This window comes from Pseudonocardia sp. EV170527-09, assembly GCF_008369905.1.
GTDB lineage: Bacteria > Actinomycetota > Actinomycetes > Mycobacteriales > Pseudonocardiaceae > Pseudonocardia.
Genome location: NZ_VRMC01000067.1, coordinates 14,306 through 31,500, shown reverse-complemented (window position 1 = coordinate 31,500; position 17,195 = coordinate 14,306). Strand labels below are relative to the sequence as shown.

The 17,195-nt window shown below is 74.1% G+C and carries 24 protein-coding genes, 3 tRNA genes and 1 pseudogene; 17 read left to right on the top strand and 11 right to left on the bottom strand.

Going from position 1 to position 17,195, the window contains the following annotated elements:
- Positions 1–174: leucine zipper domain-containing protein (locus FVA95_RS19825; RefSeq protein ID WP_149662471.1), on the bottom strand; the 174-nt coding region annotated here is incomplete at its 3' end.
- Between the two features lie 119 nt (positions 175–293).
- Here FVA95_RS19825 and FVA95_RS19820 point away from each other — a divergent pair.
- Both FVA95_RS19820 and FVA95_RS19815 read left to right on the top strand, forming a co-directional pair.
- Positions 294–437, top strand: a pseudogene (locus FVA95_RS19820) (serine hydrolase); the annotation flags it as partial.
- A complete protein-coding gene (locus FVA95_RS19815; RefSeq protein WP_149665513.1) occupies positions 434–838 on the top strand; it encodes a phage holin family protein in 405 nt (134 codons plus the stop codon). The pseudogene FVA95_RS19820 and the gene FVA95_RS19815, both read left to right, overlap by 4 nt.
- Before the next feature lie 5 nt (positions 839–843).
- Here the strand turns inward: FVA95_RS19815 and tenA are convergent, their stop codons facing one another.
- Positions 844–1,512, bottom strand: coding sequence for a thiaminase II (gene tenA, locus FVA95_RS19810; protein WP_060714316.1), 669 nt, complete (start codon positions 1,510–1,512; stop codon positions 844–846).
- A gap of 211 nt (positions 1,513–1,723) precedes the next feature.
- On the opposite strand from tenA, the gene FVA95_RS19805 reads away from it, so the two are divergent.
- Positions 1,724–1,954, top strand: coding sequence for a hypothetical protein (locus FVA95_RS19805; protein ID WP_020623463.1), 231 nt, complete (start codon positions 1,724–1,726; stop codon positions 1,952–1,954).
- Positions 1,955–1,961: 7 nt separating this feature from the next.
- Here the strand turns inward: FVA95_RS19805 and FVA95_RS19800 are convergent, their stop codons facing one another.
- The 6 genes from FVA95_RS19800 to mrf form a co-directional block, all read right to left on the bottom strand.
- Positions 1,962–2,597: a hypothetical protein gene (locus FVA95_RS19800; RefSeq protein ID WP_149665512.1), complete on the bottom strand. Its 636-nt coding sequence runs from the start codon at positions 2,595–2,597 to the stop codon at positions 1,962–1,964.
- A gap of 210 nt (positions 2,598–2,807) precedes the next feature.
- The gene (locus FVA95_RS19795) at positions 2,808–4,508 is read right to left on the bottom strand and encodes a class I adenylate-forming enzyme family protein (RefSeq protein WP_149665511.1); all 1,701 of its coding nucleotides are present in this window, start codon (positions 4,506–4,508) and stop codon (positions 2,808–2,810) included.
- 180 nt (positions 4,509–4,688) lie between these two features.
- Positions 4,689–7,736, bottom strand: coding sequence for a LuxR family transcriptional regulator (locus FVA95_RS19790; protein WP_161992363.1), 3,048 nt, complete (start codon positions 7,734–7,736; stop codon positions 4,689–4,691).
- 70 nt (positions 7,737–7,806) lie between these two features.
- Positions 7,807–8,100, bottom strand: a complete 294-nt coding sequence (locus FVA95_RS19785) for a hypothetical protein (protein ID WP_161992362.1) — start codon at positions 8,098–8,100, stop codon at positions 7,807–7,809.
- A 91-nt stretch (positions 8,101–8,191) separates the two neighbouring features.
- On the bottom strand, positions 8,192–8,371 hold the full coding sequence (gene rpmF / locus FVA95_RS19780; protein WP_060710513.1) for a 50S ribosomal protein L32: 180 nt from the start codon (positions 8,369–8,371) through the stop codon (positions 8,192–8,194).
- Positions 8,371–9,621, bottom strand: a complete 1,251-nt coding sequence (gene mrf, locus FVA95_RS19775; protein ID WP_149665508.1) for a ribosome hibernation factor-recruiting GTPase MRF — start codon at positions 9,619–9,621, stop codon at positions 8,371–8,373. The genes rpmF and mrf overlap by 1 nt, the downstream gene beginning before the upstream one ends.
- A gap of 81 nt (positions 9,622–9,702) precedes the next feature.
- Between mrf and rpmG (FVA95_RS19770) the strand changes: the two genes are divergently transcribed.
- The 14 genes from rpmG (FVA95_RS19770) (at position 9,703) to rplA (ending at position 15,069) form a co-directional block, all read left to right on the top strand.
- A complete protein-coding gene (rpmG, locus tag FVA95_RS19770) occupies positions 9,703–9,870 on the top strand; it encodes a 50S ribosomal protein L33 (protein WP_020623297.1) in 168 nt (55 codons plus the stop codon).
- Positions 9,870–10,112: a 30S ribosomal protein S18 gene (gene rpsR / locus FVA95_RS19765; protein ID WP_020623296.1), complete on the top strand. Its 243-nt coding sequence runs from the start codon at positions 9,870–9,872 to the stop codon at positions 10,110–10,112. Before rpmG (FVA95_RS19770) ends, rpsR begins: the two co-directional genes overlap by 1 nt.
- A gap of 3 nt (positions 10,113–10,115) precedes the next feature.
- Positions 10,116–10,352, top strand: coding sequence for a 50S ribosomal protein L28 (gene rpmB / locus FVA95_RS19760; RefSeq protein WP_020623295.1), 237 nt, complete (start codon positions 10,116–10,118; stop codon positions 10,350–10,352).
- Positions 10,352–10,657: a 30S ribosomal protein S14 gene (gene rpsN, locus FVA95_RS19755; protein ID WP_020623294.1), complete on the top strand. Its 306-nt coding sequence runs from the start codon at positions 10,352–10,354 to the stop codon at positions 10,655–10,657. The genes rpmB and rpsN overlap by 1 nt, the downstream gene beginning before the upstream one ends.
- Positions 10,658–10,783: 126 nt before the next feature.
- Positions 10,784–10,856, top strand: a tRNA-Thr gene (locus FVA95_RS19750).
- A gap of 40 nt (positions 10,857–10,896) precedes the next feature.
- Positions 10,897–10,972: transfer RNA gene (locus FVA95_RS19745), tRNA-Met, on the top strand.
- Positions 10,973–11,014: 42 nt separating this feature from the next.
- Positions 11,015–11,182, top strand: coding sequence for a 50S ribosomal protein L33 (rpmG, locus tag FVA95_RS19740; RefSeq protein WP_020623293.1), 168 nt, complete (start codon positions 11,015–11,017; stop codon positions 11,180–11,182).
- A 26-nt stretch (positions 11,183–11,208) separates the two neighbouring features.
- Entirely contained in the window at positions 11,209–11,676 is a 468-nt protein-coding gene (locus tag FVA95_RS19735) for a MaoC family dehydratase N-terminal domain-containing protein (RefSeq protein WP_149665507.1), read from the top strand.
- Complete coding sequence (locus FVA95_RS19730) at positions 11,673–12,122, top strand: MaoC family dehydratase (protein WP_240051611.1); 450 nt, start codon at positions 11,673–11,675, stop codon at positions 12,120–12,122. The genes FVA95_RS19735 and FVA95_RS19730 overlap by 4 nt, the downstream gene beginning before the upstream one ends.
- Positions 12,123–12,231: 109 nt before the next feature.
- Positions 12,232–12,307, top strand: a tRNA-Trp gene (locus FVA95_RS19725).
- Positions 12,308–12,436: 129 nt separating this feature from the next.
- Positions 12,437–12,784, top strand: a complete 348-nt coding sequence (gene secE / locus FVA95_RS19720; protein WP_149665506.1) for a preprotein translocase subunit SecE — start codon at positions 12,437–12,439, stop codon at positions 12,782–12,784.
- Between the two features lie 58 nt (positions 12,785–12,842).
- Complete coding sequence (nusG, locus tag FVA95_RS19715) at positions 12,843–13,757, top strand: transcription termination/antitermination protein NusG (protein ID WP_149665505.1); 915 nt, start codon at positions 12,843–12,845, stop codon at positions 13,755–13,757.
- A gap of 71 nt (positions 13,758–13,828) precedes the next feature.
- Positions 13,829–14,263: a 50S ribosomal protein L11 gene (rplK, locus tag FVA95_RS19710; RefSeq protein WP_020623288.1), complete on the top strand. Its 435-nt coding sequence runs from the start codon at positions 13,829–13,831 to the stop codon at positions 14,261–14,263.
- Positions 14,264–14,346: 83 nt separating this feature from the next.
- On the top strand, positions 14,347–15,069 hold the full coding sequence (gene rplA / locus FVA95_RS19705; RefSeq protein ID WP_149665504.1) for a 50S ribosomal protein L1: 723 nt from the start codon (positions 14,347–14,349) through the stop codon (positions 15,067–15,069).
- A gap of 83 nt (positions 15,070–15,152) precedes the next feature.
- Here the strand turns inward: rplA and FVA95_RS19700 are convergent, their stop codons facing one another.
- The 3 genes from FVA95_RS19700 to FVA95_RS19690 all read right to left on the bottom strand — a co-directional run bounded on the left by FVA95_RS19700 (position 15,153) and on the right by FVA95_RS19690 (position 17,100).
- Entirely contained in the window at positions 15,153–16,253 is a 1,101-nt protein-coding gene (locus FVA95_RS19700; RefSeq protein WP_149665503.1) for a CaiB/BaiF CoA-transferase family protein, read from the bottom strand.
- A 59-nt stretch (positions 16,254–16,312) separates the two neighbouring features.
- Positions 16,313–16,597: a hypothetical protein gene (locus FVA95_RS19695; protein WP_020623285.1), complete on the bottom strand. Its 285-nt coding sequence runs from the start codon at positions 16,595–16,597 to the stop codon at positions 16,313–16,315.
- A gap of 92 nt (positions 16,598–16,689) precedes the next feature.
- Entirely contained in the window at positions 16,690–17,100 is a 411-nt protein-coding gene (locus tag FVA95_RS19690) for a sterol carrier protein (RefSeq protein WP_149665502.1), read from the bottom strand.
- Positions 17,101–17,195: the final 95 nt, after the last annotated feature.

The following is a 17,195-nucleotide window of genomic DNA, read 5'->3' as shown; positions in this document are numbered from 1 at the left end:
GTCGGCCATCCCCGCCGGCCCCTCGGCCCGGTAGCGGTCGGACCACTTCTTGGCGGTCCGCGCGGAGACCATGAACATTGTCGCGGCCGCGGTGTGGGTCCAGCCGTGCTCGACGACGAGTTGAGCGAGCCGCAGCCGGGCGCGCGGGGTCAGAGCGGCGTTAGCGTGGGACACGAAGGCCTCCGGTGGGTGAAGCGGTTCCTAGACAGCTCCACTTCACAACCGGAGGCCTTCGTCTGTCAGCCAGACTCACCGCCCCCGGACGGGACAACCTCCCTGGACATCACACCTAGGGCGGGCTGGCCTCCACCGCGTTCTGGGTGGACCCGGTCGACGACCTGGTGGTCGTCTTCATGACCCAGCTCGTCCCCTCCAGCACCTATCCGATCCGATCCCAGCTCCAGACGCTGGTCCAGCAGGCGGTGACCGACCGATGACCCCACCGAGCCCCGTGCTCACCTTCACCATCCGCACGCTCGTCGTCGCCGCCTCGCTGTGGGTGGCGACGGTGCTGGTCGGCGGCATCCGGCTGGAGAGTGCGGGCACCACCACCTCGATCCTCACGCTGATCGGCGTCGCCCTGGTGTTCGGCCTGGTCAACGCCGTGGTGAAGCCGATCGTGGCGACGCTGGGCTGCCCGCTCTACATCCTCACGCTGGGCCTGTTCGCGCTCGTGGTGAACGCGCTCATGTTCCTGCTGACGGGCTGGCTGTCGTCGGTGCTGAACCTGCCGTTCGCCGTCGACGGCTTCTGGGCGGCGTTCTGGGGCGCGATCGTCGTCGGGATCGTGTCGTTCTTCCTGCACCTGGTGATCCCGGACCGGTTCGACGACCGCTGAGGCACTCAGACCGGCCAGGTCTCGCGGCGGTACGCGCCGTCCCAGAACATCCACTCGTAGCGCGAGGTCGTCGTGAAGTGCTCACGCATACGACCGAGCTCGGTCGGCGACGCGGCAGCGCCGACCCGGTCGGTCGCGTCCAGCACGGCCTCGACGACGGCGTGGTACTCCTCGCCCGCGTACATGTCGATCCAGCGCTGGTAGACCGGGTCCGGGGAGCCGGCGCCGACCAGGTGCTCCCCGACCCGGCCGTAGATCCAGTAGCAGGGCAGCACCGCGGCGACGCCCTCGGCGTAGGACCCGCCGTACGCGGTCGCGAGCAGGTAGCTGACGTAGGCGCGGGTGGCCGGGGCGACCGGGATCTCGCGGGCCTGCTCCGCGGTGAGCCCGAGCGCGCCGAGCAGGTCGGCGTGCAGCTCGCGCTCGGCGGCGATGGCGCCGGCGGCGTGCTCGGCGAACATCAGGGTGTCGTCGTCGGTCGGGGCCTTCGCCGCGCACACGGTGAGCGCCGTGGCGTAGCCGCGCAGGTAGTGCGCGTCCTGGACGATGTAGTGCCGGAACGTCTCGTGCGGCAGCGAGCCGTCGGTCAGCCCGGTGACGAACGGGTGGGCGAGGATCGCCTGGTACAGGGTGTCGACATCGGACCAGAGCAGGTCCCGGGTGCGGTCGGCCATGAGGCCACGGTATCCACCGGGCCCCGGCCGGTCGGGTGATCGCCCGTGCAACGTCGGCGTGACCGGGGAGGAACACCGCGGTGACGCGGGGCCTGAGATCCTGCGCACGTCGTCTGCTGCTCGGGCGTGGGGGTGTCACCATGGAGGGCAGGCGAGCCACTCAGTGTGGAGGACGCGCCACGTCCAGTCCCCCTGACGTGGAGGTGAGGGTATGACCGACCCGCAGCCCATGGATCACCACGAGAAGATGCGGATCCGCGCGGCCGCGTTCCGTGCGACCCGGATCTACCCCGGCCCGGTCGGCGAGCTGATCTCGCGCGAGCTGCTCGGCTGGGAGGACTTCGGATACCGCCTCGGCGGCAACCGGATGGTCCTGAACCTGGTGGACCATGTCATGAAGGCGGTGCCGCCGGAGCGGGCGACGCGCTCCGACGCGGCCTGACCCCTGCTCAGCGCAGGGTCGTCACGGCGACCTCGGCGGCGGCACCGCTCGGCGGGGTGCCGTCGGCGAGCCCGGCCAGCGCGGCGGACAGGACCAGCATGGCCGCGATCGTGGTGATGCTGCCGACCCGGCCCAGGACGTCCAGGGTGCGGGCGACGGGTGACGGCCGGTCGGCGCGTCCGTGCCCGGCGGCGGCCCGAGCCGCGACGACGACGCCGTGCGGCCGGTCGGGAGTGCCGGTGCGGGGTGCCGGGACGGGGCTGCCCGCGGGCAGCGCGGTCGTACCGGCCGGACGCGGGGCCGGAGCCGGACGCCGAGCCGGAGCCGGAGTGGTGCGGTACTGCTGCGTGGCGCGCTGCTGCTGCGTGGCCCGGTGCTCCTGCGCCGCACCCGCACGCCCCGCCGACGAACCCGGCGACGCCGGCCGCGGTGCGGGGACGCCCGGTGCCTGCGGGGAGGTCGACCGCGGACGCTCCCGGCGGGGCGCGGGCAGGTCGACGTGGTCCTCGCGACGACGGTGCCGCCCCTCGACCCGGTCCGTCGGCACGGCCCCACCGACCCGCGGTGCGGGGACCGACGGGGTGGCGGGGACGGCGCCCAGGGGGCGGCGCGGGCTGGGGATGCGGACGGCTGGCGCGGACATGACGATCACCACGATCTCGGGGGAGTCGATACGGGGTTCTTCGGGACCCGGTGCGCGCCGCCGGCTCCTGCTTCCACCCGTCTGTCGTGTCGTACGACCAGCCTGTTATCCGGTCACCCCCTACGCCAACCGTCGGAGTGACTACTCCACTCGTTGGGGGTACACGCCCACCCGTGTAGCGGTCTTTCACTCACGCAGCGTGGTCGTGCATCACCCCTTCGCTGCGCGCGGGGGCGGCGTCGGCAGCTGCTCGCGGAGGTCCCGCTTGAGCACCTTGCCCGCCGCCGAGACCGGGATCGCCCCGACCAGGTGCACCTCCCGCAGCCGTTGGTAGGGCAGGAGACGCTCGTTCAGCCCGTCGACGGCGGCGCGGACCGTGCCCTCGTCGACGTCGGGCGCGGTGGTCAGGAACGCGACCGGGTGCTCGCCGTCGACCCCGACCGGGCGCCCGACGACGGCCGCACCGGTCACGCCCGGCAGCGCCAGCAGCCGCTCCTCCAGGTCGCGCGGGTACACGTTGTAGCCCTTGTGGAGCAGCATGTCCTTGAGCCGGTCCACGATGCGCAGGTAGCCGTCCTCGTCGAGGACGCCGACGTCGCCGGTGTGCAGCCACCCGTCGCCGTCGAAGGCGGCCGCGGTCTCGGCCGGGCGCCGGTGGTAGCCGCCGGTGACCTGCGGCCCGCGGATCCACACCTCCCCCTCGGCCCCGGCGTCGAGCTCCTCGCCGTCCGGTCCGGAGATGCGGATCTCGGTGCCCGCGACCGGCAGCCCGACGGTGCCCGGTCGCTGGTCCGCCGACCGGGCGGCGGGGCCGAGGGTGGCGGCCATCGTCACCTCGGTCAGGCCGTAGCCCTCGGAGATGACGAGGTCCTCGCCGAGCCAGTCGCGCAGCGCCCGGATGATCTCGGCCGGCAACGGCGCCGCCCCCGAGGTCAGCGACCGCACCGACGACAGGTCCCCGGCCGCCTCGCGGTGGGCGAGGAGCGCGGCGTACACCGGTGGCGCTCCGGACAGCGTGGTGACGGCGAACCGGGTGGCGTCGGCCAGGTAGGCGCGTGGGTCGAAGCGGGCGTGCACGATGGTCGTCGTCCCGGTGAGCAGCGGGACGTTGAGCCCGCCGATCGTCCCCATCGCGTGGAACCAGGGGGCGATGCCGATCGCCCGCCCGGTGCCGATCGTGGTCGGGAACTCCGAGACGGGGCCGGGGTCGGCCAGGACGACGCCGGGCCCGTACCCGGTGGCGGTCACGTCCGGCCGGGCGCCGGTGCCCCAGCAGGCGGCCTGCAGGGCGTTGGTGAGCACGTGCCGGTGGGTGACCCGCACTCCCTTGGACCGGCCGGTGGTCCCACCGGTGTAGGCCAGGTGGGCGAGGTCGCCGTCGGGGTCCACCTCCAGGTCGGTGCCCGGCGGTGTCGACGGCCTGCCGTCGAGGTACGCACCGAGCCCGGTCACCTCCGGCCCCGGCTGCTCCGGGTCCCCGTGGGCGCCGGTGACGAGCACGCGCTTCAGTGACGTCGCCGGCCGTGCCGCGAGCACCGCGGGCAGCGCCGCCTCCCAGCTGAGGACCACGACGGCTCCCGCGTCGGCGAGCTGTGCCCCCAGGTCGTCCGGGGCGAGCAGCGGGTTCGCCGGGGTCACGGTGGCCCCGGCCAGCAGCGTCCCCCAGTAGGCGATCGCGTACTGCGGGCAGTTCGGCAGGTGCAGCGCGACGACGTCACCGCGGCCGACCCCGTCGACGTGCAGCGCGTGCGCGAACGCCGAGGCACGCTCCAGCAGCCCGCGGAACGAGAGCTCGTGCCCGGCCTGGTGCAGCACCGTGGTGTCGCCGAACCGTTCGGCGGCGCCGCGGAGCGTCGCGGAGGCCGGCAGCGCGGGCACGTCCAGGTCCGGGGCGGGTGAGCGGGCGATCATGCGGGCACCCCCGCTCCGTTGCCGGTCCGGGACGGCGGGACGACCCCGTGGGCGACCATGCGACCTCCATCGGTCTGCCGGTGACGTGCGGTACGACCGACCCTAGGCACGACCGGTGGCGCACGTCACGGCCCGCACGGGCCCGGTCCGGTCCGGAGGGGACAGCCGGTGGGCACGGGTTCACTCCCGTGGGGCGAGCAGACCCCGGGAGTGTGCGACGGCGACCGCCTCGGCGCGGCCGGAGGCACCGAGCTTCGCCATCGCCCGGGACAGGTGCACGCTCACGGTCTTCTCGGAGATGAACAGCCGCTCGCCGACCGCCCGGTTGGTCAGCCCGTGCGCGACCAGCTCCAGCACCGCGTGCTCGCGCGGGGTGAGCGGGGAACCACCGCCGCCGCCGGCCGCCGGACCGGGCCGGGGACCGCCGTCGCCGGCCCGCACCCGCAGCGCGGCGACGGCCTCGGCCAGCGGGCGGGCGCCGAGCCGGTCGGCCTCGGACGCGGCGACCGCCAGGTCCTCGGCGGCGGCGCGGCGGTCGGCCTCGCCGTCGGTGCCGGGGCCACCACGGTGCGCCCGTCCGAGCAGGGCCTCGGCCCGCCGCCACCGGGCCTCCGCGGCGCGGTAGAGGTCGCCGTACCCGGCGAAGGTCTCCACGACGGGATCCCAGACCTGCGGTGCCGTGTCACCGTGGGCCCGGGCGGCCTCGGCGCGGGCCCTGGCCAGCCACGCCCGGCCCTCCGGCCCGACCGAGGTCCCACGGGGCAGGCCGCGCTCGGCGGTGCGTGCCGCCTCGTCGACGAGCCCGGCCGCCGCCCCGGCGTGCGCGTCCGCCCCCGCCGGGTCGCCCGCGGTACGGGCCGCCTCCGCGAGGTCGGCCCGGGCCGCCGCGCCCAGCGCACACAGCGCCAGCTCGCCGAGGTGGTGCGGGTACTCCGCGCGCAGCACCCCGAGCGCGCCGGCGACCCGGTCCACGGCCAGGGCGGGATCCCCGCGCCAGCGCGCCGACTCGGCCCCGACGACGCCCTGCAACAGCGCGGCCTGGTCGTGCGCCGGCGGCTCTGCGGCCAGCGCGGCGAGCAGCTCCTCGGCGTCGTGGAGGTCTCCGCGGGCCACGCCGACCAGCGCCCCCGCCACCGCCAGCAGCCCGGTGACGCGCAGCGGCAGCGTGGGGTCGACGTCCGCCGCGGTGCGGACGGCGGCGTCCCACTCCCCGCGCTGCACGTCGACGCGGACCTGCGCGATCCGGAACTCCAGGCCGTACCCGCCCCAGAGCAGCCCGTGGGCGGCCGCCCGGCGGGCCCCCTCGGCGAGCTCCTCCGCGGCGGCGTCGAGCAGGCCGTCCTCGACGAACGACACCCCGCGGTTCCACACGGTCCGCAGCTCGACGACCCGGTTCCCGGAGGCGGCGGCCAGCGAGGCCGCCCCGGCGAGCCGGTCCCGGGCGGCCTGCGGATCCCCCTCCATCCGGGCGCAGAAGGCCAGGGTGATCAGTGCGTCCGCGCAGACCGCGCTGAGGTCGCGGTACCCGGCCGACCCGTCCGCGGGGGGCGCGGTGTCGTGCACCGCCCGGGCCACCGCCAGCGATGCGCGGGCGTGCGACCAGGCGGGCTCGGCGTGGTCGGCGCTCAGGTGCGCCCGCGCGAGCACGGCGTGCGACCAGGCCAGCTCCGTGTCGGGCGGCCCCCCGGACTGCAGCTCGACGGCCCCGGTGGCCGCGGCCACCGCCGCGTCCACCCGGGACCCGCTGTCGAGCAGCCGCATCGCGTAGTCCCGGCGCGTCTCGGCCCTGGCCCGCGGATCTCCGCCGAGGTCGGCGACCCGGACCGCACGGGCCCCGAGGGTGGTGCCCCGTTCGGGATCGCCCGAGGCGCTCGCCGCCCAGGCCGCCTCCCGCGTCAGCGCGCTCTCGGTGATCCCGGTGAGCCGCTCGGGGTCCTCGACGGCGGACCACAGCTCCAGTGCCCGCTCGGTGTGGGCCAGCATCTCGGCCGGGCCGTGCCGCCGGCGGGCCTCCTCGGCGGCCCGTACGGACGCCGCGAGCGCCCGCGGCAGGTCGTGGGCGGCCAGTGCGTGCCGGGCGAGTGCGGCGGCCACCCCGGGGGCGTCGTCCCGGCGGGCGAGCAGCTCGGCGAGCCGGGCGTGCAGCCGTACCCGTTCGCCCGGGAGCAGGTCGTCGTGCACGGCCTCCCGGAGCAGGGCGTGGCGGAAGGCGTAGGACTCCGCGCCGGGCGCCGGATCCGCGACGAGCAGGTGGTGCGACACCGCCTCCCGCAGGCCCGCATCCAGATCGACGGCGGAGAGCTCGGACGCGTCGCGCAGCAGGTCGTGGGAGATGCTCCGCTCGGCCAGCGAGGCCACCCGCAGCACCTCCCGCGCCGGTGGGCCGAGCCGGTCCAGCCGGGTCAGCAGCACGTCGGCCAATCCGCCCGGCAGCCCGTCGGACCCCGCCGCGACGAGCTCCTCGGCGTAGAAGGCGTTGCCCTCGCTGCGGGCGGCGATCCGGCGCAGGGTGGCCTCGTCGACGCCCCCGGTGGCCGCCCGGGCCCGGACCAGCGCCAGCACGGCGTCGGGCGCGAGCGGCCCGAGCTCGACCCGACGGACGGCGGGCAGCCTGACGAGCTCCGCCAGCGACGCGCGCAGTGGATGCCTGCGGTGCAGGTCGTCGGAGCGGTAGGTGCCCAGCACCAGCAGCCGCTGCGAGCCCAGCCGGGCGAGCAGGAAGGCGAGCAGCTCCCGGGTGGAGCGGTCCGCCCAGTGCAGGTCCTCCAGCACGACCAGCAGCGGCGCCGCCGCGGCCGCGTCGCGCACGGCACCGGCCACCGCGTCGAACACCTGCAGGCGTCCGGAGTCCCCGTCCCCTGCCGTGGGGCGGGGTGCCTCCGGCGCACCGGGCAGCAACCCGTGCAGCACCGGCCGCAGCGCGGTGCCCGCCCGGTCCAGCGCGCCGAGCACCTCGGAGAAGGGCAGGTAGGGGAGTGCGGCGCCGCCCTCGTCCAGACACCGCCCGACGGCGACCTGCACGCCCGCCTCCGCGGCGGCCCGGCCGAGCGCGGCGGCGAGCCGGGACTTGCCGATCCCCGCCTCCCCGGCGAGCAGCACGGCGCGGGCCCGCCCGGCGCGGGCCGCGTCGAGGTCGCGGAGCAGCCCGGAGAGCTCCTCCGCGCGGCCGACCAGCTCGTCCGTGTCCGGGCCGGTGGGGCCGCCCCCGTGGGTCGCTGCCGCGGTCATGGAGCGCATCGTGGCACGGGACACCGACACTCCCGGGCCCACGACGGAGGGCCCGGCCCGGACGCGCGGCTCAGCCACGCGTCCCGGCCCGCACCCGGTGCGGCGCACGGCCCGGTTCCGGTGTGGCCGCGGTGGTCCCGGGCGGGAGCGTCGCGGAGCCAGCCGGCCCGGGGGCCTGTCCCGGCCGCCGGGAGGCGGTGAGCCGGGCACGCAGCCGCAGCCACAGCCGTCCCACCGCCGACGGGTCGGCCGCGCCGCGCAGCAGCCGCGCCGTGCGGTACCGGTCCGCCTCCTCCCGCAGCCGGGCCCGTCGCTGCTCGGCGAGGGCGACGAGGGGGTCCATCGGGATGTGTGTCATCAGCATGGTGACGACACTGCGGCTGAGGGGACCGCCCGGGCATCGGGCGATCACGCCGTCCTGCGGGCCGCGTGGGGCCCGCGGGTAAGGGGTCTCCTCAGTCCCGCCCGGTGGGCGGCGGCAGCAGACCCCGGCGGTAGGCCGGGACGAGCGCGCGCGGCACCAGGTGCCGGCGTCCCTCCAGGGTGACCGGCACGAGGTCGGGCGTGGTCGCCTTCCACTGCGACCGGCGGTGCCGGGTGTTCGATCGCGACGTCCGTCGCTTGGGAACGGCCATCAGAGGTCTCCTTCTCGGTCGGAACGGACGGTGGGGTCGTCCAGGGCGGCGGGCCCCACGGGCTCGGACTCGGCGCAGGGCTCGTCGTGGGCCCAGCCGAACGGGTCGGGCAGGGCGGACCAGGCGTCCTCGCCCGCGGCGATCTCGACGTCGGTGAGCAGTGCGGCGCGCAGGGCCGCGTCGATCTCGTCGGGGTCGGCGTCGTGGCAGATCGCGACGACGTCCTGGGCGCGGTCGCCCCAGCGCGGGTGCCAGGCCAGCGCGGCCATCGCCCGGCGCTGGTCGCCGGCCTCGGTCCAGGCCTGCTCGTCGGCGCCGGCGAGCCAGTCGCCGGCGTGTCCGATCCGCATGCCGCCGCCCGCGCTCTCCAGCCACAGCACGGCATCCGGCCGGGTGGCCAGCCAGATCCGGCCGCGGGCCCGGACGACGCCGTCGAGCAGGCTGTCGATCGCCTCGTGCAGCCGATCCGGGTGGAACGGGCGGCGGGCGGAGAACAGCAGGGTGCGGACGCCACTGGCGGCGTCCAGCGGGGGTGCGCCGCGCAGCAGCGGGTCGTGCACCCCGCCGGGGACGCCGCGACGGGACTCGGGGCCGAGCCCGTCGCAGAAGACCCGGTGGTCGGCACGCCCGGCGAGCAGCCGGGGTGCGGTCGGGCACAGCCGGTCCAGGACGGCGGCGGTCCGGTCCGCACCCCCGGGCCCGACCGCCCGGGTCAGCACGAGGACGTCGGCGAACTCGGCCTGGCCGACGGCGAGCTGGGCGACGGTCCGCTCGTCGTCGGGCAGCGTGGACAGCCCGCGCTCGGGCAGGGTCGCGTCCCCGGTGGCGTCGTCCAGCCAGCTGTCCGGGTCGAGCACGGCCACCACGCCGCGCAGGTCGACGAGGTCGGTCGCGGTGCAGGCCTCGCGCCCCGGCGGCTCGAACACCACCGCCCCCAGCGCCCAGCACACCGGCTCGGGCTCCAGACGCGGGTCCAGGTGCAGCACCACCCGGTCCACCGTCCCGGACAGCGCGGCCAGGGTCGGCAGCACGTCCTCGCGGATGGTGCAGCTGACGCAGCCGTGGGCGAGCTCCAGGACGGTGCGCTCGTCGCGGTCCGCGTCGCGCAGCCGCCGGTGCACCACACCGCGGCCCAGGTCGCGCAGGTCGTGGTGGAGCACGACGACACCCGGGTCCAGCTCGCGCATCCGCGTGATCGTCCGCTCCACCCCGTCGGCCTCGGTCCCGCACAGGACCACCAGCTCGGTCATGTCTTCCTCCCGGAGTCGGACGTGGTCGCGGTCCGGTGTATCGTAAACGAAAACGATTCCTATGTTGAGAGGAGGGGCGCGATGGCCAAGTCGACCGACGTCCGGCCGATCGTGAAGCTGCGCTCGACGGCGGGGACGGGCACGACGTACGTGACCCGCAAGAACCGCCGCAACGACCCCGACCGCCTGGTCCTGCGCAAGTACGACCCGAAGGTGCGCAGGCACGTCGAGTTCAAGGAGGAGCGCTGATGCCCGCACGCGCCAAGCCGGTGCGCGCGCCGCGCCGCAAGGCCAACCCGTTGAAGCAGCGGGGGATCGAGCACGTGGACTGGAAGGACGCCGCGCTGCTGCGCACGTTCATCTCCGACCGCGGCAAGATCCGCGCCCGCCGGGTGACCGGACTCACCGGTCAGCAGCAGCGGCAGGTGGCCACCGCGATCCGCAACGCGCGGGAGATGGCCCTGCTGCCCTACCCGCACGCGGGACGGTGAGCGATGGCCAAGCGCTGTGACCTGACCGGCCGTGAGCCGGGCTTCGGCAAGTCGGTCTCGCACTCCCACCGGCGGACCAGCCGGCGCTGGGACCCCAACGTGCAGACCCGCCGCTACTGGCTGGCCGAGGAGAACCGCTGGGTGAAGCTCACGCTCTCGGTGAAGGGGATCAGGACGGTGGACCGGATCGGCGTCTCCGCCGCGGTGGCGAAGGTCCGGGCGAACGGGGTGAAGGTCTGATGGCCACGACCGGACAGATCGCGAAGAACGAGCGGCGGAAGGCGATCGTCGCCCGCTACGCCGAGCGCCGCGCCGAGCTGAAGGCGATCATCGCCCGCCCCACGACGCCGGAGTCCGAGCGGGCCGCCGCGGTCGCCGAGCTGCGCCGCCAGCCGCGCGACGCCAGCGCGACCCGGGTCCGCAACCGCGACTCGGTCGACGGCCGCCCGCGCGGACACCTCCGCAAGTTCGGGGTGTCCCGGGTCCGCCTGCGCGAGCTCGCGCACGACGGCGCACTGCCGGGTGTCCGCAAGTCGAGCTGGTGACGAACAGCGGTTGACGTGCGGTGACCGGGTTCCGGGGCCCCCGTTCGGGGCCCTGGAACCCCGGTGTAAAGTTCTTCCCGTCGGTGAGAGCGAGCCCCTCGGGGCCCGCGGGCCACCGGTGCTGCCGCCCCCTTAGCTCAGTCGGCAGAGCGTCTCCATGGTAAGGAGAAGGTCTACGGTTCGATTCCGTAAGGGGGCTCGACAAGGGGCCTCGCCGCATGCGGCGAGGCTTCTTGCATGACGGTGTAGCTCAGTTGGTAGAGCAAGCGGCTCATAATCGCTGTGTCGCCGGTTCAAGTCCGGCCATCGTCACCACGTTGGCGCATCATTCACGAGACATGCTGGGAGGCACCCGCGATGGCCAAGGCCACGGACGTGCGGCCGAAGATCACTCTGGCCTGCGAGGAGTGCAAGCACCGCAACTACATCACCAAGAAGAACCGGCGGAACGACCCCGACCGGCTCGAGATCAAGAAGTTCTGCCCGAACTGCGGCACCCACCGGGCGCACCGCGAGACCCGCTGAGTGCGTAGCGACTCCCGGAGCTGACGGTGGTCGACCAGTCCTGGGTCGGGCACAGCTCGGACCCGGTCGGGCCGTACCAGGTCGGTCGCGAGAAGATCCGCGAGTTCGCCGTCGCCATCGGTGACGACGACCCGCTCTTCCGTGAGGTGGACGCGGCGCGTGCCGCGGGTCATGCCGACCTGGTGGCCCCGCCGACGTTCTCGACCTGCTTCACGATGCCGGTCATCGAGGACTTCCTCCGGGACCCCGCCTTCGGGTGGGACTACACCCGCATGGTCCACGGCGACCAGCGGGTCACGTTCCGCAGGCCGCTCGTCGCCGGCGACGAGCTCACCACGGTGCTGCACGTCGACGAGCTGCGCACCCGGGCCGGCAACCACATGCTGACGCTGCGGTGCGAGGTCACCGACGCGGCGGGTGAGCCGGTCGCGACCACGCACTCGATGCTGGTCAGCCCCGCCGGCGAGGACACGGGCACCGAGGGGGACGCGTGAGTGCACCGCTGACCTCGCGGACCGCCGCCGACTGCGCCAAGGGCGACGCGCTGCCCTCGCTGACCGTCCAGGTCACCCGCGCCGACCTGGTGCGCTACGCCGGTGCCTCCGGCGACCTGAACCCGATCCACTGGAGCGACCGCGTCGCCGCGGTCGCCGGGCTGCCGGGTGTGATCGCGCACGGGATGCTCTCGATGGCGCTCGCCGGGCGCGTGCTGACCGCGTGGACCGGGGACCCGGCCGCCATCCGCAGCTACGGCACCCGCTTCACCCGGCCCGTCGTCGTCCCGGACGACGACACCGGTGCGACCGTCGAGCTCTCCGGCACCGTCGCCGAGGTGCGCGAACAGGACGGCGAGCGGATCGCCGTCGTCGATCTCAGGGCGACCTTCGAGGGGAAGACGGTGCTCGGCCGCGCCCGTGCCGAGGTCGTCCTCCCCGGGTGAGACGACCCGGCGTACGGGCCCGCGGGAGCGGGTGCGTACACTCGTTCCAGCCGGGCGCACCGGATGATCCGTTGCGTCCGCCCCGCGGCCACCTGGTGGACCGGGGCAAAGGGGTGTAGCTCAATTGGCAGAGCAGCGGTCTCCAAAACCGCAGGTTGCAGGTTCAAGTCCTGTCACCCCTGCCACGACGCCGCAGGCCACCGGAGATCACGGCGGCGCGGCAGACGGCACGGACGAAGCGACGAGGGTTCTCCCGAAGCGGAGGACGTGACCGAGGGCGGGCGGACGCCCGCCACCTGCGGAGGGCGACACGCGTGAGCGACGAGCACGAGTCGGAGCGGCCCGGGCGGGAGCGCCCGAGCAACGCCGCCGACCGTCGTGGACGGCGGGCCTCCGGGCCCGCGAGCACCCCCGGCAAGGGTCGCGCCACCCCAGGTCGCGCCACCGCGGCGACGAAGGAGAAGAAGCCGTCGCTCTTCGCCCGGCTCGCCCGGTTCCTGCGCGAGGTCGTCGCGGAGCTCCGCAAGGTCATCTGGCCCGACCGCAACCAGATGGTGAAGTACACCATCGCGGTCCTGATCTTCGTGTCGATCATGGTGGCGCTGGTGTTCGTGCTGGACTCGGCGTTCGCCGAGGGCGTCGCCCTGCTGTTCGGCAACTGACGCGAGTACGAACGCCGACCGGCTCCGACCGACACCGAACAATGGAAGCGAGTAGGACGTGACCTCCGACAGCAAGGCGTACGACGAGGCGGCCGACGAGGCCGCGATCGACGCCGTCGCCGAGAACGCGGCCGACGAGACGCTGCCCGAGCAGTCCGTCCAGGACGCCGACGTCGAGGCGGCGCACGGTGAGGACGCCGTCTCCGGCGACTACACCGAGGCCGAGGACGACAGCACCCCCGGCGCCGAGGCGGAGACGCTGGACGGCGAGGGCGAGACGGTCCCGACCGCTGACGGCACCGACGAGGCCGACGAGGCCGAGGCCGTCGCGGAGGAGCCGGACGAGGACGTGGATCCGGAGGAGGAGCTGCGCGCCGCACTGCGTCGCGCGCCCGGTGACTGGTACGTCGTCCACTCCTACGCGGGCTACGAGAACAAGGTGAAGTCGAACCTCGAGACCCGGGCGCAGACCCTGGACGTCGAGGACTACATCTTCCAGGTCGAGGTGCCCACCGAAGAGGTCACCGAGATCAAGAACGGGCAGCGCAAGAAGGTCCAGCGCAAGGTGCTGCCCGGCTACATCCTGGTGCGGATGGAGCTCAACGACCAGTCCTGGGGCGCGGTGCGGAACACGCCGGGCGTCACCGGGTTCGTCGGCGCGACGTCCAAGCCGTCGCCGCTGACGATCAACGAGGTCGTGAAGTTCCTGCTGCCCAAGGTCGAGGCCCCCAAGAAGGACGCCGAGGCCGGCAGGTCCGCGTCCGGCGGCTCCGCCTCCTCCGGCGGCGCCCCCACCGTCGAGGTCGACTTCGAGGTCGGCGAGTCGGTCACCGTCATGGACGGCCCGTTCGCCACGCTCCCCGCGAGCATCTCCGAGGTCAACGTCGACGCCCAGAAGCTCAAGGTGCTGGTCTCGATCTTCGGCCGGGAGACCCCGGTCGAGCTCGGGTTCAACCAGGTCTCCAAGATCTGATCGCACCCGTGAGGAACGTCCGCGGCATGGCAGGGCCGCGTGGCGTGCACATCGATCACTGAGGAACGGACATGCCCCCCAAGAAGCGGAAGCTCTCCGCGATCATCAAGCTCCAGATCCAGGCAGGCGCAGCGACGCCGGCCCCGCCGGTCGGCCCCGCACTGGGCCAGCACGGCGTCAACATCATGGAGTTCTGCAAGGCCTACAACGCGGCGACCGAGGCCCAGCGCGGCAACATCGTGCCGGTCGAGATCTCGGTCTTCGAGGACCGGTCGTTCACCTTCGAGCTGAAGACCCCGCCCGCGGCGCGGCTCCTGCTCAAGGCGGCCGGTGTCGAGAAGGGCTCCGGCGAGCCGCACAAGACCAAGGTCGCCAGCGTGACCATGGCCCAGGTCCGGGAGATCGCCCAGGTCAAGATGAACGACCTGAACGCGAACGACCTCGACCAGGCCGCAAAGATCATCGCCGGCACCGCCCGGTCGATGGGCATCACGGTCGACGGCTGAGCGAGCCCCCCACACCACCCGTACGCGTGGGAGAGCCGGGCGCGGCTCCTACCACGACCTGACCTCAGAGGAGACGAGGACAGATGGCACAGCGCAGCAAGGCCTATCGTGAGGCCGCCGCGAAGATCGACGCGGACCGCCTCTACTCGCCGCTCAGCGCGGCGAAGCTGGCCCAGGAGACGTCCAGCAAGAACACCGACGCGACCGTCGAGGTCGCGATGCGGCTGGGCGTCGACCCCCGTAAGGCGGACCAGATGGTCCGCGGCACCGTGAACCTGCCGCACGGTACCGGCAAGACCGCCCGGGTCATCGTGTTCGCCACCGGCGACAAGGCCGCCGAGGCCGAGGCCGCCGGCGCCGACGCCGTGGGCGCCGAGGACCTCATCGAGCGGATCCAGGGCGGGTGGCTCGACTTCGACGCCGCCATCGCGACCCCGGACCAGATGGCCAAGGTCGGCCGCATCGCCCGCATCCTCGGCCCGCGTGGCCTGATGCCGAACCCGAAGACGGGCACCGTGACGCCGGACGTCACGAAGGCCATCAACGAGATCAAGGGCGGCAAGGTCAACTTCCGGGTCGACAAGCAGGCCAACCTGCACCTCGTCATCGGCAAGGCCTCGTTCGACACCGAGAAGCTGGTGGAGAACTACGGCGCCGCCTACGACGAGATCCTGCGGCTCAAGCCGTCGGCCGCCAAGGGCCGCTACGTCAAGAAGATCACCGTCTCCACCACCACCGGGCCGGGCATCCCGGTGGACCCGAACCGCACCCGCAACCTGCTGGTCGCGGACGAGGAGACCGACTGACCCTCGGGTCGCTGCCCGACGGTGCCTGACAACGACGACGCCCCCGGTTCCCTGCGGAACCGGGGGCGTCGTCGTGTGCGGGGTCAGGCCCAGTCGCGCAGGACGTCCTCGACGTCCTCCGGACCGGTACCCCGACCGGCGGTCTCGGTGACCGTGCGGGAGAACCGGGGCGCCGGTGCGGCCTGGGGCACGCCGTCGGAGGTGACGATGGTGCCGCGCGCGGTCAGGTGCGCGTTCTCGCGGGCCTCGGCGAACGACAGCACCGGGGTGGTGCACGCGTCGGTGCCCTCGAAGACCGCGGCCCACTCGTCGCGGGGCTTGGAGGCGAACACCTCGGTGAACCGGGCCCGCATGGCGGGCCAGCCGGCGCGGTCGTACTGCGGGCCCAGCTCGTCCTCGGTGAGCCCGAGCCCGGCGATGAGCTGGGCGTAGAACTGCGGCTCCAGCGCCCCGACGGCCATGTGGCCGCCGTCGGCGCAGGTGTAGGTGTCGTAGAACGGGGCGTGCCCGTCGAGCAGGTTCGAGCCGCGCTCGTCGACCCAGGCGTCCTGGGCCAGGAAGCCCCAGAACATCTGGTTGAGGACGCTGACGCCGTCGACCATGGCGGCGTCGACGACCTGGCCCTGCCCGGAGGCCTTCGCCTCCCAGAGCGCGGCCAGCACGCCGACGACGAGCAGCATGGAGCCGCCGCCGAAGTCACCGACCAGGTTCAGCGGCGGGACCGGGCGTTCCCCGGCGCGGCCGATGGCGTGCAGCGCACCGGTCAGCGAGATGTAGTTCAGGTCGTGCCCGGCGCGCGGCGCCATCGGGCCGGCCTGGCCCCAGCCGGTCATCCGGCCGTAGACCAGGCGCGGGTTGCGGGCGTGGCAGTCCTCGGGGCCGACGCCGAGGCGCTCGGTGACGCCTGGCCGGTAGCCCTCCAGGAGGACGTCGGCGGACTCGACCAGCCGGAGCACGGTCTCCCTGCCCGCCGGGTCCTTCAGGTCCGCGGTGACCGATCGGCGGCCGCGTGCCGTCGGGTCGGGGACCGAGTCGGACCCGAGCTTCAGCCCGCCCGACGGCCGGTCGATGCGGACGACGTCCGCCCCGAGGTCGCCCAGGATCATCGCCGCGTGCGGCCCCGGCCCGATCCCGGCCAGCTCGATCACCTTCAGTCCGGCCAGCGGACCCCTGCCCCGTGTCACCGTGGACCTCCTCGTCACGCGAATGGTTCCCGGCGACGGTAGCGGCCCGGCGCCGGTGGTCAGCCGGTCGGCTCGCGAGCCGGCTCCTCGTAGTCCCAGATGTCCTTGCCGATCTCACGGACGGGGTGGCCGGTCGTGTCCCGCTCCTGGATCGTGTAGGCGTAGCGCCCGTGCTGCCAGCCGTCGCGCAGTGCGACCTCCAGCAGGCAGGCCTCGGCCCAGTCGTGCCACTCGTCGAAGCCGTCGGGCAGCGGGTCGGGTGCGTCGCACTGGATCTCGGTCATCCGGTGCAGCACACCCCGCAGTGGCTGCCAGGCCTGCACGTCCAGCCAGATGTCGTCCATCGCCGGCGCCTCCGTCGGGTGGGTCGGCACCCAGTCTCGCCGGGCCCCGTCGCGGCGGGCCGGACGGCCGGGGGGTCTTCACCCGATCGTGGTCAGGCCTTGAGCAGGTCCTCGCGGCCCTCGGCCTGGAGCTTGGCCTTGTACGGGCCGAAGAGCTGCTTGGCGATCGGCAGCAGCTTGAGGACCTTCGAGACCGGGCCCTTGGCGCGGACGTCGCCCTTGGCCAGCGCGACCGGGAGGATGACCTTGCCCAGCCAGAACCTGTTGCCGGTGTCGGCGGACATGAACAGCTCGATGTTCGGGTCGGGGCCCTGCCCGGGGCCGGTGTGGATCTCGGAGTTCGGCATGTCCACGGTGAGCACCGCGTCCGGGTTCGTGTAGGTGATCCGCAGGACGACGCCCGACGGCTTCAGCTTCGCGACCAGGTCCGGATCGGCCATGCCGATCCGGAACACCCCGCCCAGGTACTCGTAGACCTCGGCCTCGTCGGCGAACACGGCCATCAGCGCCTCCTCGCGGGATGGGGGCCGGACGTGGGTTCGCCCGGTGCGTCGCGGCGAGTGTGTCCGGTGTGGTCCGGGGCGCGCAGCCGATCACC

Bases quoted from the DNA above. Each gene is read 5' to 3' on its own strand.
- FVA95_RS19805 (WP_020623463.1), top strand. From the start codon at position 1,724: ATGACCGACCCGCAGCCCATGGATCACCACGAGAAGATGCGGATCCGC.
- FVA95_RS19790 (WP_161992363.1), bottom strand. From the start codon at position 7,736: ATGACCGCGGCAGCGACCCACGGGGGCGGCCCCACCGGCCCGGACACG.
- rpsR (WP_020623296.1), top strand. From the start codon at position 9,870: ATGCCCGCACGCGCCAAGCCGGTGCGCGCGCCGCGCCGCAAGGCCAAC.
- rplA (WP_149665504.1), top strand. From the start codon at position 14,347: ATGGCACAGCGCAGCAAGGCCTATCGTGAGGCCGCCGCGAAGATCGAC.
- rpmF (WP_060710513.1), bottom strand. From the start codon at position 8,371: ATGGCCGTTCCCAAGCGACGGACGTCGCGATCGAACACCCGGCACCGC.
- rpsN (WP_020623294.1), top strand. From the start codon at position 10,352: ATGGCCACGACCGGACAGATCGCGAAGAACGAGCGGCGGAAGGCGATC.
- FVA95_RS19695 (WP_020623285.1), bottom strand. From the start codon at position 16,597: ATGGACGACATCTGGCTGGACGTGCAGGCCTGGCAGCCACTGCGGGGT.
- rpmB (WP_020623295.1), top strand. From the start codon at position 10,116: ATGGCCAAGCGCTGTGACCTGACCGGCCGTGAGCCGGGCTTCGGCAAG.
- rpmG (WP_020623297.1), top strand. From the start codon at position 9,703: ATGGCCAAGTCGACCGACGTCCGGCCGATCGTGAAGCTGCGCTCGACG.
- FVA95_RS19815 (WP_149665513.1), top strand. From the start codon at position 434: ATGACCCCACCGAGCCCCGTGCTCACCTTCACCATCCGCACGCTCGTC.
- tenA (WP_060714316.1), bottom strand. From the start codon at position 1,512: ATGGCCGACCGCACCCGGGACCTGCTCTGGTCCGATGTCGACACCCTG.
- FVA95_RS19795 (WP_149665511.1), bottom strand. From the start codon at position 4,508: ATGATCGCCCGCTCACCCGCCCCGGACCTGGACGTGCCCGCGCTGCCG.
- mrf (WP_149665508.1), bottom strand. From the start codon at position 9,621: ATGACCGAGCTGGTGGTCCTGTGCGGGACCGAGGCCGACGGGGTGGAG.
- FVA95_RS19785 (WP_161992362.1), bottom strand. From the start codon at position 8,100: ATGCTGATGACACACATCCCGATGGACCCCCTCGTCGCCCTCGCCGAG.
- rpmG (WP_020623293.1), top strand. From the start codon at position 11,015: ATGGCCAAGGCCACGGACGTGCGGCCGAAGATCACTCTGGCCTGCGAG.
- FVA95_RS19690 (WP_149665502.1), bottom strand. From the start codon at position 17,100: ATGGCCGTGTTCGCCGACGAGGCCGAGGTCTACGAGTACCTGGGCGGG.
- FVA95_RS19800 (WP_149665512.1), bottom strand. From the start codon at position 2,597: ATGTCCGCGCCAGCCGTCCGCATCCCCAGCCCGCGCCGCCCCCTGGGC.
- rplK (WP_020623288.1), top strand. From the start codon at position 13,829: ATGCCCCCCAAGAAGCGGAAGCTCTCCGCGATCATCAAGCTCCAGATC.